General features: G+C 74.0%; 12 protein-coding genes. 7 read left to right on the top strand and 5 right to left on the bottom strand.

Features of this window, described 5'->3' with window-relative positions; translation table 11 throughout:
* Positions 1–8: 8 nt before the first annotated feature.
* Positions 9–1,100 (bottom strand): ferredoxin reductase, encoded by a 1,092-nt coding sequence (locus EV384_RS17680; RefSeq protein WP_130334767.1) that lies wholly within the window; start codon positions 1,098–1,100, stop codon positions 9–11.
* 83 nt (positions 1,101–1,183) lie between these two features.
* On the opposite strand from EV384_RS17680, the gene EV384_RS17675 reads away from it, so the two are divergent.
* Positions 1,184–2,410 (top strand): PucR family transcriptional regulator, encoded by a 1,227-nt coding sequence (locus tag EV384_RS17675; RefSeq protein WP_130334765.1) that lies wholly within the window; start codon positions 1,184–1,186, stop codon positions 2,408–2,410.
* 355 nt (positions 2,411–2,765) lie between these two features.
* On the opposite strand, the gene abc-f is transcribed toward EV384_RS17675, so the two are convergent.
* The 3 genes from abc-f to EV384_RS17660 all read right to left on the bottom strand — a co-directional run bounded on the left by abc-f (position 2,766) and on the right by EV384_RS17660 (position 6,407).
* Complete coding sequence (gene abc-f, locus EV384_RS17670) at positions 2,766–4,403, bottom strand: ribosomal protection-like ABC-F family protein (RefSeq protein ID WP_130334764.1); 1,638 nt, start codon at positions 4,401–4,403, stop codon at positions 2,766–2,768.
* 276 nt (positions 4,404–4,679) lie between these two features.
* Complete coding sequence (locus EV384_RS17665) at positions 4,680–5,699, bottom strand: alcohol dehydrogenase catalytic domain-containing protein (protein WP_130334762.1); 1,020 nt, start codon at positions 5,697–5,699, stop codon at positions 4,680–4,682.
* Between the two features lie 117 nt (positions 5,700–5,816).
* Positions 5,817–6,407: a TetR/AcrR family transcriptional regulator gene (locus tag EV384_RS17660; protein WP_130334760.1), complete on the bottom strand. Its 591-nt coding sequence runs from the start codon at positions 6,405–6,407 to the stop codon at positions 5,817–5,819.
* Between the two features lie 262 nt (positions 6,408–6,669).
* On the opposite strand from EV384_RS17660, the gene EV384_RS17655 reads away from it, so the two are divergent.
* Both EV384_RS17655 and EV384_RS34885 read left to right on the top strand, forming a co-directional pair.
* Positions 6,670–8,910 (top strand): hypothetical protein, encoded by a 2,241-nt coding sequence (locus EV384_RS17655; protein ID WP_130334758.1) that lies wholly within the window; start codon positions 6,670–6,672, stop codon positions 8,908–8,910.
* Between the two features lie 199 nt (positions 8,911–9,109).
* Positions 9,110–9,286 carry a hypothetical protein gene (locus EV384_RS34885; protein ID WP_165439973.1) on the top strand — a complete coding sequence of 59 codons (177 nt, stop codon included), beginning with the start codon at positions 9,110–9,112 and terminating at the stop codon, positions 9,284–9,286.
* Positions 9,287–9,325: 39 nt separating this feature from the next.
* On the opposite strand, the gene EV384_RS17650 is transcribed toward EV384_RS34885, so the two are convergent.
* Entirely contained in the window at positions 9,326–9,814 is a 489-nt protein-coding gene (locus EV384_RS17650; RefSeq protein ID WP_130334756.1) for a MarR family winged helix-turn-helix transcriptional regulator, read from the bottom strand.
* Positions 9,815–9,898: 84 nt separating this feature from the next.
* Between EV384_RS17650 and EV384_RS17645 the strand changes: the two genes are divergently transcribed.
* The 4 genes from EV384_RS17645 to EV384_RS17630 all read left to right on the top strand — a co-directional run bounded on the left by EV384_RS17645 (position 9,899) and on the right by EV384_RS17630 (position 12,080).
* Complete coding sequence (locus tag EV384_RS17645) at positions 9,899–10,546, top strand: FMN-dependent NADH-azoreductase (RefSeq protein WP_130334754.1); 648 nt, start codon at positions 9,899–9,901, stop codon at positions 10,544–10,546.
* Between the two features lie 125 nt (positions 10,547–10,671).
* On the top strand, positions 10,672–10,923 hold the full coding sequence (locus EV384_RS35435) for a hypothetical protein (RefSeq protein WP_242624126.1): 252 nt from the start codon (positions 10,672–10,674) through the stop codon (positions 10,921–10,923).
* Positions 10,827–11,639, top strand: coding sequence for a helix-turn-helix domain-containing protein (locus EV384_RS36080; protein ID WP_423202965.1), 813 nt, complete (start codon positions 10,827–10,829; stop codon positions 11,637–11,639). Before EV384_RS35435 ends, EV384_RS36080 begins: the two co-directional genes overlap by 97 nt.
* A 9-nt stretch (positions 11,640–11,648) precedes the next feature.
* Positions 11,649–12,080 carry a VOC family protein gene (locus EV384_RS17630; RefSeq protein WP_130334750.1) on the top strand — a complete coding sequence of 144 codons (432 nt, stop codon included), beginning with the start codon at positions 11,649–11,651 and terminating at the stop codon, positions 12,078–12,080.
* Positions 12,081–12,092: the final 12 nt, after the last annotated feature.

The following is a 12,092-nucleotide window of genomic DNA, read 5'->3' as shown; positions in this document are numbered from 1 at the left end:
GCCTCCTGTCAGAGTTCGATGTCGCAGGTACCGGCCGCCGCCGACACGCAGGTCTGGATGAGCACGCCGTCGCCGGGAACGGCGGTGGTGAGGTCGCCGTTGCGCAGGTCGCGGACGGCGCCCTGGCGAAGCGGGAGGACGCAGCCGAAGCAGATGCCCATCCGGCAGCCCGAAGGCATCAGCACACCCGCGTTCTCGCCGGCCTCAAGGATCGGCGTCGCGCCGTCGGCCTCGACCGTCACCGCGGATCCGGTGAAAGTCACCGTGCCACCCTCCCCGGGGGAGATCACCGTGGGCCGGAACCGCTCGGTGTGCAGCCGGTCGGCGAGACCCCTGGACGCCCAGTACCCCTCGACCGCGTCGAGCATGCCGACCGGCCCGCAGGCCCAGGTCTCCCGGTCGAGGTGGTCGGGCACCAGGTCGTCGAGCTCGTGCACGCCGAGCAGCCCGTCGGTGTCGGTGTGCCGCTCGACCAGCCGCAGCGCGCCCCGCTCGGCGAGCGCCCGCAGCTCCGCGCCGAAGATCACGTCGTCCGGGGTGGGCGCGGAGTGCACCAGGACCACGTCGGCCCGGGTGTGCAGGCCGGCGCGGAGCATCGCCATGACCGGGGTGATGCCGCTGCCCGCGGTGAGCAGGAGCACCCGCTCGGGGGTCGCCTCGGGCAGCACGAAGTCGCCCTGGGCCTGGTCGAGCTGGACGATCGTCCCGGCCCGCGCGCGGCGGACCAGGTGGTTGCTGACCTTGCCGTCCGGGATCGCCTTGACGGTGATCGCGAGGCGGCCGTCCCGACCGCCCGGCACCGAGGTGACCGAATACGCCCGCCACTGGCGGACCCCGTCGACGTCCACGCCGAGGCGCACGTACTGTCCGGGGACGTGGCCGCGCCAGCCCCGGCCGGGCTGGATGACCACGGTCGCCGCGTCCGGGGTCTCCGGCCGCACGGCGACGATCCGGCCGCGCAGGGCGGCGCCGGCGCGCAGCGGCGCGACCAGGTCGAGGTAGTCCTCCGGCAGCAGCGGGGTGGTGACCGTTTCGGCCAGCCGCCGCAGCCTGTCCCGGAAGGAGACCTTCGCGGGGGATCGCGGGACAGTTGTGGTCATATGACCAGGGTGGCCGCGCAATCGCATAACATCTTGACCGGCAAAGGTGAATCAGCCGCAGCTTTTTGTTCGGGGAGAACAACATGTCGGACCAGTCCGGGACGAGCCGACGCGCCGCCCGCCTCGAACTGGACGAGCGGGTGGCCGCCCGGCTCCGCGACCGCCTCCCCGTGATGGCGGAGCGGACGGTCAGCGCGATCACCGGCGAGGTGCCGGGCTACTCCGGCGCCCTCACCGGCACCATGCGGGAGAAGATCGAGAACGCGGTACGCATCGCGCTCGGCACCTTCTTCCAGCTCGTCGAGAAGGCCCAGTCCGCCGACCCGAGCACCCCGCTGACCCCGGCCCTGGAGGCCGCGTACGCGCTCGGCAGCGGGGAGGCACGCTCCGGCCGCAGCATGGACGCGCTGCTGGCCGCGTACCGGGTGGGGGCGCGGGTGGCGTGGCGGGAGGTCTCCACCACCACCGTACGCAGCGGGTTGGCCGCCGAGACGGTCGCCGAGTTCGCGGAGCTGATGTTCGCCTACATCGACGAGCTCTCCGCCGCCAGCGTGGCCGGGCACGCCGACGAGCTGGCCAGCGCCGGCCGGGTCCAGCGCCGCTACCTGGAACGGCTGACCCAGCAGCTGCTCGCCGGCGAGCCCGAGGAGACCCTGCGCCGCAGCGCCGAGCGGGCGGACTGGCCGCCGCCGCAGACGCTCACCGTCGTACTGCTGCCGCGCCGCAACCTGCGCGCGGTGCTCGCGCTGCTCAGCCCGCACACCCTGGAGAGCGGGGAGGACCTGCCCGGGGTGGACCTCGCCGAGGAGCTGGCCGTGCTGCTGGTGCCGGACGCGCACGGCGCCGGCCGCCGGCAGCTCGCCCGGGTGCTGCGGGGGCACCGGGCGGTGCTCGGCCCGGCGCGCCCGTGGAGCCGGGTGGCCGCCTCCTACCAGCGGGCGACGCGGGCGCTGGCGCTCGGCCTCGGCCGGCCCGACACCGGGCCGGTGGACACCGAGGAGCACCTCGCCGAGCTGGTGCTCAGCATGGACCCGGAGGGGCTGGCCGACCTGCGGGCCCAGGCGCTGAAGCCGCTGGAGTCGCTGCCGCCGGCGACCGCGCACCGGCTCGCCGAGACGCTGCGGTCGTGGCTGCTGCACCAGGGCCGGCGCGACGACGTGGCGGCCGACCTCTTCGTGCACCCGCAGACGGTGCGCTACCGGATGGGCCAGCTGCGCGAGCTGTACGGCGACCGCCTCCACGACCCGGCCACCGTGCTCGACCTGACCCTCGCGCTGGCGATGCCCCCGGCCGCCCCCGAGCCGGAGTGAGCCGGGGCGGCGCACTCCAGGACGGGGAACCGGCAATGGTCGGCGTCGGGCGGGCTCTGCGGCGACGTCACCTTCCGGTGGTAGCCGGCGGACGGCGCGAGGAACGCGAGGACCACGAAGATCGCGTACGCCGACCACCGGAACGCGCCGTACCCGGCGCCGACGTCGGCGGCGAGGACGATGCCGACCAGCGCCGTGTACGCGGCCAGCGTCTCGGACGGGATCGCCGCCACCAGCACCTCCGTGGCCGATCCGGTCCGTTCGCCGACCGGACGCACGTCCCCATACCGGTCAGCGTGCCCCAGAGTGGTCGGCGACGCCAGGGGCGAAGGCCCGTCCCGGCCTCCTGTCGGGGCTAGTCCGCGTCGGGTGCGCCCGTCTCGCGCAGCCCGCCCTCGTCGAGCCGCAGCCAGCGCTCCACCTTGATCTCCGTCAGGAACCGCGCGTCGTGGCTGACCACCACGAACGCCCCCTGGTACGCGCCGAGCGCGCTCTCCAACTGACCGACGCTCACCAGGTCCAGGTTGTTGGTCGGCTCGTCGAGCAGCAGCAGCTGCGGCGCCGGTTCGGCGCAGAGCACGCAGGCCAGGGTGGCGCGCAGCCGCTCCCCTCCGGACAGCGCCTCGACCGGGAGCTGGGCGCGGGAGCCCCGGAACAGGAACCGGGCGAGCAGGTTCATCCGCTGCGCGTCGGGCATCGCGGGCGCGAACGCGGCCAGGTTCTCCGCCACCGTACGGTCGAGGTCCAGCAGGTCCAGCCGTTGGGACAGGTACGCGACCCGGCCGTCGGCCCGCTGGACCCGGCCGCCCTCCGGCGTCAGGTCACCGTGGATCAGCCGCAGCAGGGTCGACTTGCCGGCGCCGTTCGGCCCGGTCAGCGCGATCCGCTCCGGCCCCCGGATCACCAGGTCGACGCCGTCGCCGGCGAAGAGCGCCCGTTCGCCGTGGTGCACCTGCATCCGTTCGCCGAGGAAGACCGTCCGTCCCGCCGGGACGTTGGTGTCCGGCAGCTCCAGCGTGATCTTCTGCTCTTCGCGCAGGGCACGGCCCGCCGCGTCGAGCCGGGCCCGCGCCTCGCTGACCCGCGCCGCGTGCGTCTCGCTCGACCTCCCCGCCGACTCCTGGGCGCCCCGCTTCATCGTCCCGGCGAAGATCTTCGGCAGACCGGCGTTCTTGAGGTTGCGCGAGGCGTTGCTGGCCCGGCGCTCGGCCCGCTCCCGCGCCTGCTGCATCTCCCGCTTCTCCCGTTTGACCTCCTGCGCGGCGTTGCGGACGTTGCGCTCCGCGACGTCCTGCGCGGCGCGGACGGCTTCCTCGTACGCGGTGAAGTTCCCGCCGTAGGAACGGACCCCGCCCCGGTCGATTTCGAGGATCCGGTCCATCCGGTCGAGCAGCGCCCGGTCGTGGCTGACCAGCAGCAGGCAGCCGGCCCACTCCTCGAGCACCGCGTACAGCTTGCGGCGGGCGTCCAGGTCGAGGTTGTTGGTCGGCTCGTCGAGCAGCAGGACGTCGGGGCGCTTCAGCAGCTGCGCGGCCAGCCCGAGGGCGACGACCTGGCCGCCGCTGAGGGTGTGCAGCCGCCGGTCGAGCGGCACGTCACCGAGGCCGAGCCGGTCCAGTTCGGCGTGGCTGCGCTCCTCGACGTCCCAGTCGTCGCCGAGGGTGGCGAAGTGCTCCTCGCTCGCGTCCCCGGACTCGATGGCGTGCAGGGCCGTGAGCCGGTCGGCGATCCCCAGCACCTCGGCGACGCTCCGGCCCCCGTCCAGCGGCAGGTCCTGCGGCAGGTAGCCGAGGACGCCCTCGACGGAGACGCTGCCCCCGGTGGGCCGGTACTCGCCCGCGATCAGCTTGAGCAGGGTGGTCTTGCCGGCGCCGTTGGGCGCGACGAGGCCGTTGCGGCCCGCGCCGACGCTGAAGGAGAGGTCCGTGAAGACCGGGGTGTCGTCCGGCCAGGAGAAGGAGAGGTTCGAGCAGATGATGAATGCGTCGGACATGTGGCGTCCTCGTGGTGATACGGGCGCGCCTCAGGGCGGCCCGGCGGGGAACAGGGCTCGTGGAACGGCGGCATGGCGCGACGGCGGCTGCGCCGAGGCGCGCCTGCCGTGGGCCGGTCCGGTGTCACCCGGAGATGTCGTCGTCGCCCGCCATGTCTGGTCTCCCTGTTCCGATCACTCGCGATCAACCGTAGCAGCGTCCGCCCGCTGGCGAGGAGCCCACGCCGCGGTCGTCCGCCCGGCCCCGCCGGGCGGACGACCGCAGTGGTCATGGTTTCAGGCGGTCATGTCGAGTACGACGCGGAACCGGGCCTGGCCGGTGAGCATGTGGGCGTACGCCTCGGGCGCCTCGGCGAACGGGCGGACCTCGTTCATCGACCGCACCCCCCGTCGCACGCTGAACTGAAGGTTGTCCTCGTTCTCGATGGAGCTGCCGGTCAGGCTGCCGTCGATCGCCCGGGTGCCGAAGATCAGGTCTGCGGGCTGCACCGAGATCGGGTCGAAGCCGGCGCCCACCACGACCAGCCGGCCGCGCGGGGCCAGCCCCGGGACCAGGGCGGACATGGACGCTCCGCTCGCCGCGGTGGCGACGATCGCGGCCGCGCCGCCGAGCTTCTGCAGCACCGCGCCGACGTCCTCGGTGGTGCTGTCGAGGTAGACCTCGGCGCCCAACTCCGTTGCGACCTGCGCCTTCTCCACGCCGCGGGCGATGGCGGCGACGCGGAAGCCCAGCTCGCGGGCGTACTGCACGCCGAGGTGGCCGAGGCCACCGATGCCCTGGACGGCCACCAGCGCACCGGGACGGGCGTCGAGCCGCAGGAGCGCCTTGTACACGGTCAGTCCGGCGCAGAGCAGCGGCGCGGCGTCCGTCGCACCGAGGCCCTCGGGAATACGCACGAGTCCGCTCGCCCGGGCGTAGGCGACCTCGGCGTACCCACCGTCCACGGTAGTGCCGGTCAGCGGCTGGGCGGCGCAGTTCACGAAGTCGCCGCGGCGGCAGGAGTCGCACTCGCCGCAGTGGCCGTTGAGGAAGCCGACACCGACCCGGTCGCCGGGGCGCCAGGCGGTCACGCCGGCGCCGACCGCGTCGATCACGCCCACGATCTCGTGGCCGGGCACGATCGGCGTCGACGGGTCGGCACGCAGGATGCCGTTCGCCGCCAGGGCGTCGCTGTGGCACACCCCGCAGGCCTGCACGCGCAGGCGCACCTGGCCGGCCAGCGGATCGGTCACCTCCCGATCGACCAGGGCGAAGTTCTGGGTTCCGGTGACCTGAAAGGCACGGTACGTGGACATGCGGGTCCTCATGGTTGACGGGGCCGCCGGACAGGAAAGTATGACCGGTCGTCTCGGAATGGGTACGGGGCGGTGCCGGACACCGGCGGGGTCGGCGCCGGTCGGCGAACGGAAAGCTCAGGTGAGGATTCGCGTCGTGGTGAGGGCGAGGAACTCCCGGAGGGGCTCGCGACTGCCGGCGGCCTTGGCCCGCGCGACCGCGCCCTCGTAGCTGTTGACGATGAACCCGGCGAGCGCCGCCGCCGGCTCGTCCCCGTGCAGCTCCCCCGCTGCCCGCGCCTGCTCGATGGCCCCGGCGAGGGCGTCGACCCAGCGGGCGAACCCGGCGTCGACGGCGGCCGCGACGGCGCCGCTGTGCGCCGGGATCTCGGTGGCGAAGTTGCCGAGCAGGCAGCCGCGGTCCGCGAGGGAGTCGGAGATCGCGACGAGGCGCCGGAGATGGGCGATGATTCGCTCCAGCGGACTGCCGCCCTGCTTCTCGTCGAGCAGCTCCAGCGGCACGGCGGACGCGTACCGGGCCACCGAGTCGAGGGCCAGCGCTTCCTTGCTGGCGAAGTGGTTGTAGAAGGTGCCCTTGGGAGCGCCGGCCGCGGAGACGATGTCCTGGACGCTGGTGCCGTTGTAGCCCCGCGCGTGGAACAGGTCCAGCGCCGCCTCGGCGAGCCGCTGCCGGGTTCCGGCGGAGGCCGGCGACTTGGGTCGTCCCATCGGTGAACCACTCCTCCCCGCCGGTCGGCGGGCCGGCCGGCCCGCGCTCACGCCGTAACACTATGACCGGTCGTCTCGGAATGCCAGCACTGTGACCACGGTCGCGCGACCCACCCCGGCGACCGCGGTTCCGGACCGCTCGGGACGCGGTTGGCGGGCCGCCGGACGGGTAGTCAGCCCGGCCAGCCGGGTGGCGGCAGAGCTCGTCGTCGGTCCGCGACCCGTCACGAGCTGCTGGCCGCGCAGCGGGGGTCGCGGGCCGATGTCGGAGGAGTCACCGCCGCCCGGACGCCAGGACGTCCCGGGCGAGGTCGTGGAGCTGCGGGTGCACGGCGTCTCGGGCGCCGGGGCCGGGCAGGTGCTCGACCGGCCGCACGTCCATCAGGTGGCCGGGGACCGCAGCGGTGGCTTCTTCCGGCCCCGGCCGGACTACCCGGACAGCGCCGGACCGGGCGGCGTGGTGCTAGAGGCGTACCGGTGGAGCGACCTGCCGTCGGGCACGGCCGCGCGGACGCTGTCCCTGGTCTTCCTGCTGCCGTTCATGCTCAGCAACGTGGCGATCTGGATGCGCCCGGCGGACCGGGGCTCCGGTGCGGGGGTCAAGGTGCTCTGCCGGCTGATCGCGCTCAACCTCACCCTGGTGTACGTGCTCTCCGCGGCCGGCGTCGCCCTCGACCTCATCGCCTGGAAGTGCATGGGCTCGTCCCGCTGCCTGGAGGGGCGGGTCTGGCTGTCCTGGCTGGGCGGCCGCTCGGTCGGACTCCGCCTGGTGGTGCTCACCGTGCTGCCGGTCGCCGCCCTCGGGCTGCTGTGGATGCTCAGCGTCCGGCCCGGCCGCCCGTACGAGGCCTTCCGGGCGCCCGGCGGCGGCCCCGAGGGTGAGGGGCTCAGCGCCGTCGGCCACTGGGACGCGATGCCCATGGTGGGCCGGTTGCGGGCGATCCACGTCGCCGCGGCGTTCGCGGTGCTGAACCTCACCCTCCTCGCCGCGCGGGGCGCCGGCGGACCGTCGCCCGTGGTGATCGCGCTGGCCGCGGTCGCCGGCGCGGTGCTCGCGGCCTGCATGGCGCTGCTCTGTGCCCCCGCGTCGCTGGAACGGGCATCGTCCAGCCCGACGGACCCGCCGGCCGCCACTGCGCGCGTCGTCGCGTGCGCCCTGACCGTGCCGACCCTCGGGGTCGTCGCGCTGGACGGAACCCCCTGGCCGCCCTCCACCGGACTGCCCGGGTACATGCGGATCATCGCCTGGGCGTTCGTCGCGCAGATGACGTTGCTCTTCGCGCTGGCCGTGCTGGCGCTCTGGCGGCGCCGCGGCCGGGACCCCCGGTCCGTGCTGCTACGCGGCCTCGGCGCGCCCGTCATCGCGGCCGTCGCGGTGGGCCTGGCCAGTGCGCTCTCCGCCGAGTTGGTCTACCGGACGGCGTACTTCCTCAACCGGCGGGCGATCACCCGGAGCGCCGGCGACCTGGTGCCCCCGCCCCTGGCGTACAAGTGGGCGATCTTCACGTTCTTCCTGGCGTCGATCGCCGCGGTGGCGGCGGGCGGCGCGATCACCCTGCTCACCCGGCCGGGCCGGCGACGGGCCGCCGCGGCGATCGTCGCCCGGGACTTCCCGGACGCTCCGCCGGAGGCGGCCGACCGCCTGGACCGGGTGGCGAGGACCATCGCCCGCGCCCGGTTCACCGAGCGGCTCGGGCCGCTGGCCATGGTGTACGCCGGCCTGGCCGCACTCGGTCTGGCCGCGAGCGTGCTGGCCCTGTTCGAACACCAGCCCGGCCCGTTGGCGGAGCGGTTCCTCGGCGTGCCGGCGGAATTCGTGAACTTCGGGCTCACCTTCGGCAGCTACCTCATCGCCGGGATCATCGCCGGACTGGTGGTGGGCGGCCTGTTCGCCTACCGGACGGCCGAGTTCCGCCGGTACGTGGGCGTGGTGTGGGACCTCGGCACCTTCTGGCCCCGGGCGGCCCACCCGTTCGCGCCGCCCTGCTACGCGGAGCGCGCCGTGCCCGAGCTGGCGAAGCGGATCTGCTACCTGGCCAGCCAGCACGACGGCGTCCTGCTCACCGGCCACAGCCACGGCTCGGTCCTGCTCGCCGCGGCCGTGCTGCAACTGCCGGCCCCGGTGCGCCGCCGGGTCGCGCTGCTCACCTACGGGTCCCCGCTGGACCGCCTGTACACCCGGCTCTTCCCGGCGTACCTGGGCCGGGACGTGCTGCACCAGGTGGGCGCCCGGATCGACTGGCGATGGCTGAACCTGTGGCGGGACACCGACCAGATCGGCGGCTGGGTGTTCGCCGCCCATCGGCCCGGCGACCCCTCGCCGGGGGCCGACCCGAGCGAGCGGGTGGACCGCCGACTCCGGGACCCGGAGGACGTGGTGGTGCCCCCGAGCGACAGCGTCCCGCCGCCCATCCACGGCCACTGGCCGTGCGAATCCGACGAACGGTTCGCCGCGGCGGTCCGCGATCTCGCCGGCCGGCTCCGCGAGGCCGACCGGAGCTGAGGCCACGACCGCGGTCGGGAAGTCGCGTTTCCGTCCCGTACGCCGAGGCCCCGACCTAGGGTGGCGTCAGACGGTCCCGCCGCTCCCGCGGTGCGCGCCGGTCCCGCCCCCGGCGGACGCCGGACGGCAACGGGTGGCTGCTGCAGGAGGTCCGGACCCGGGCTCCGGGACGATGAGCCGCAGCGAGGAGGGAGCAGCGATGGATCCGACCACCGAGGTCATCCTGGACGCGCTCAAGCGCGCCTCGGAGGCGCACGGGGTGCACGAGAAGGAGTTGGGCCGGACCGACCCCGACTGGCCGCAGTGGTACGCGCAACATATGACCCGGACCCTCAGCGAGGACGGCTACCGGCTCAGCGGGCCCAGGATCCCGTAGCCCTCGCCCGCGCGGTACGGGACCGGTGAACGGCAGCCCTCAGCAGGCCGCAGCGTCACCCGGCGGACTCTCCAACGCATCGACGCAGTTGACGGCGGTGCCGGTGGCGGCCCGCTGGAGCAGTTGGTAGAGCGTCTCGCGCTGGCCCGGGTCGAGGGCGCCGAGCACCTCCCCCTCCACCGTGGCGAGGGCGCATTCCGCCTCGCTGAGCCGTCGGGCGCCGGCCTCGGTGAGCTCGACGACGTGGCGCCGGCGGTCCTCCGGTGAGCGTCGCCGCTCGACCAGCCGCTCCGTCTCCAACTCGTTGAGCAGCCCGACGATGTTCGTGCCGTCCATGGCGAGGGTGCCGGCGAGCGCCTGCTGGCTGCTGCCCCCCTGCGCGCGCAGCACGGTCAGCGCGACGAGGTGACGCGGCCGCAGACCCAGCGGCGCCAGCACCGATTCGGCCCGCAGCCGCATCCGGCGCGCGAGGTGGTCGAGCAGCGGACCCAGGCGGTGCTCTGACTGGTCGACCGGTGCGGCGGGCATGTGACCAAGTCTACCGACCTCCCCAGGAGTCTGCGTGGTACAAATGGTTTGCCTGTCACAAATGATTAACGGAAAGGCAAGCCAATGCCGCACCTCTTGCACATCGACTCGAGCATCCAGGGCGAGCGCTCGACGAGCCGCCGGCTCACCGCCCGGGCGGCCGACGCCTGGCAGGCCGCCCACCCCGGCGGCACGGTCACCTACCGGGATCTGGGCCGCGAGTCGCTGCCGCACCTCGACGAGGCCAGCGGCCTGGCCCGCATGGTGCCGGCGCAGCACCACACGCCGGCGCAGCGGGCATCCTGGGCGTTGACCGAGCAACTGGTCAACGAGGTGAAGCAGGCCGACACCGTCCTGCTCGGCCTCCCCCTCTACAACTTCGCCGCGCCCAGCAGCGTCAAGGCGTGGGTCGACCACCTCATCGCGCCCGGACTGTCGTACCACCCGGAGACCCAGGCCGGCCTGCTCGACGGACGCGAGTTCATCGTGCTGGCCACCCGGGGCGGCGGTTACGGCGCGGGCACCCCGCGTGCGGGCTGGGACCACGCCGAGCCCTGGCTCCCGCACGGCCTGGCGATGACCGGCATGCAGCCCCGCTTCATCACGGCCGAGCTGACCCTCGCCCAGGTGAACCCCGCCATGGCCGGGCTGATCCCGCTGGCCGAGGAGAGCCTCGCGGCGGCCGAGCGCGCCATCGACGACCTCTGGGTGCCGGCCGCCGCCGCCGCGTAGCGGTAGCCGTTCGGCTGGTTCGTGACCGGCGTTGACGGCCGCGCCGGTCACGAACCAGACGTCACGATTTGTCCGCTAATTCCGCTTCATCGGGAGCGACGAGACGAGACGAAGCCGTACGCGCGGTGGTGTTGGAGGAGTTCGGCGGTCCGCTGACCCTGCGCGAGGTGGCCCAGCCGGTGGCGGGCGTGGGGCAGGTGCTGGTGCGGGTCCGGGCCAGCGGCGTCAACCCGCTGGACACCAAGATCCGGGCGGCCGGGCCGGGCACGCCCGCAGCCGGCTGCCGGCCGTCCTCGGCCTGGACCTCGCCGGGGTCATCGAAGAGGTCGGCCCGCAGGTCACCGGCTTCACGCCGGGTGACCAGGTGTACGGGCTGACCGGCGGGGTCGGCGACCTCCAGGGCTCGCTCGCGGAGTACGCGGCCGTGGACGCCCGGCTGCTGGCCCGCGCGCCGGTGTCGTTGAGCGCGCGGGAGGTGGCGGCGCTGCCGCTGGTGCTCATCACCGCCTGGAGGGACTGGTGGACCGGGCGCGGGTGCACGCCGGGCAGCGGGTGCTCGTCCTCGACGGCGCTGGCGGCGTCGGGCAGGTGCCCGTCGAGCTCGCCCGCCGACCAGGTCCTAAGCTCGCGGGTGATGAGCGCGCCACCCCGTCGCGCCCCGGGCGACCTGCTGGTCCACCTGCGCCGGGCCCGCGACCACATCGACCGTCACTACGCCGAACCGTTGGACCTGGCGGCGGTCGCCGCGGTGGCCGGCGTCAGCAAGTACCACTTCCAGCGGCTCTTCACCGCCACCTACGGCCTCTCCCCCGCCGCGCACCTGTCGCGCCGCCGGGTCGAACGCGCACAGGACCTGCTGCGCGCCACCAATCTCACCGTCACCGAGGTCTGCCACGCCGTCGGCTTCGCCAGCCTCGGCTCGTTCAGCAGCCGGTTCCGGGAACTGGTCGGCGAGACGCCGAGCGAGTTCCAGCGGCGCTGGGCCGCGACCGGCGCGCCCCGCGTACCGGGATGCTTCGTGCTCATGTGGGGCCTGGCCGAACGGCGCGGGTCCGCAAGCCAGGAGAAGCCGGACGCGGGCGCCGGCACCTAGCCTGGTCACATGATTACCAACATCTCGATCACCAGCGTGCTGGTGCAGGACATCGACGCGGCCAAGGCGTTCTACCTCGACGTGCTCGGGTTCGCCGAGCACACCGACATCACCGTCGGGGACGGCTCCTACCGCTGGTGCACCGTCATGCACCCGAGCCAGCCGGAGCTGGAGGTCCACCTGACCCTGCCCGGTCCGCCGTACTCGCCGGAGATGGCGGAGACGCTGCGCCGCGCCCAGGCCGAGGGCGGCATGTTCGGCCTCGGCCTGGCCGTGGACGACTGCCGCAAGACCCACGAGGAGCTGAGCGCCAAGGGCGTGGAGTTCATCCAGGAACCGTCCGAGCGGCCGTACGGGGTGGAGGCGGTCGCCCGCGACAACTCCGGGAACTGGCTCGTCCTGGTGGAGCGGCGCGAGTTCGACCCGGCCGCCCTGGGCTGAGACGACCGGCGG

The organism is Micromonospora kangleipakensis, from assembly GCF_004217615.1.
In the GTDB taxonomy this organism is placed as follows: domain Bacteria; phylum Actinomycetota; class Actinomycetes; order Mycobacteriales; family Micromonosporaceae; genus Micromonospora; species Micromonospora kangleipakensis.
This window is presented reverse-complemented; position numbering and strand designations above follow the sequence as displayed.

What these genes read in the sequence shown, in the direction of transcription:
- EV384_RS17680 (WP_130334767.1), bottom strand. Translation starts at nt 1,100, where the DNA reads ATGACCACAACTGTCCCGCGATCCCCCGCGAAGGTCTCCTTCCGGGAC.
- abc-f (WP_130334764.1), bottom strand. Translation starts at nt 4,403, where the DNA reads ATGTCCGACGCATTCATCATCTGCTCGAACCTCTCCTTCTCCTGGCCG.
- EV384_RS17630 (WP_130334750.1), top strand. Translation starts at nt 11,649, where the DNA reads ATGATTACCAACATCTCGATCACCAGCGTGCTGGTGCAGGACATCGAC.
- EV384_RS17655 (WP_130334758.1), top strand. Translation starts at nt 6,670, where the DNA reads ATGTCGGAGGAGTCACCGCCGCCCGGACGCCAGGACGTCCCGGGCGAG.
- EV384_RS17645 (WP_130334754.1), top strand. Translation starts at nt 9,899, where the DNA reads ATGCCGCACCTCTTGCACATCGACTCGAGCATCCAGGGCGAGCGCTCG.
- EV384_RS17650 (WP_130334756.1), bottom strand. Translation starts at nt 9,814, where the DNA reads ATGCCCGCCGCACCGGTCGACCAGTCAGAGCACCGCCTGGGTCCGCTG.
- EV384_RS17665 (WP_130334762.1), bottom strand. Translation starts at nt 5,699, where the DNA reads ATGTCCACGTACCGTGCCTTTCAGGTCACCGGAACCCAGAACTTCGCC.
- EV384_RS17675 (WP_130334765.1), top strand. Translation starts at nt 1,184, where the DNA reads ATGTCGGACCAGTCCGGGACGAGCCGACGCGCCGCCCGCCTCGAACTG.
- EV384_RS17660 (WP_130334760.1), bottom strand. Translation starts at nt 6,407, where the DNA reads ATGGGACGACCCAAGTCGCCGGCCTCCGCCGGAACCCGGCAGCGGCTC.
- EV384_RS34885 (WP_165439973.1), top strand. Translation starts at nt 9,110, where the DNA reads ATGGATCCGACCACCGAGGTCATCCTGGACGCGCTCAAGCGCGCCTCG.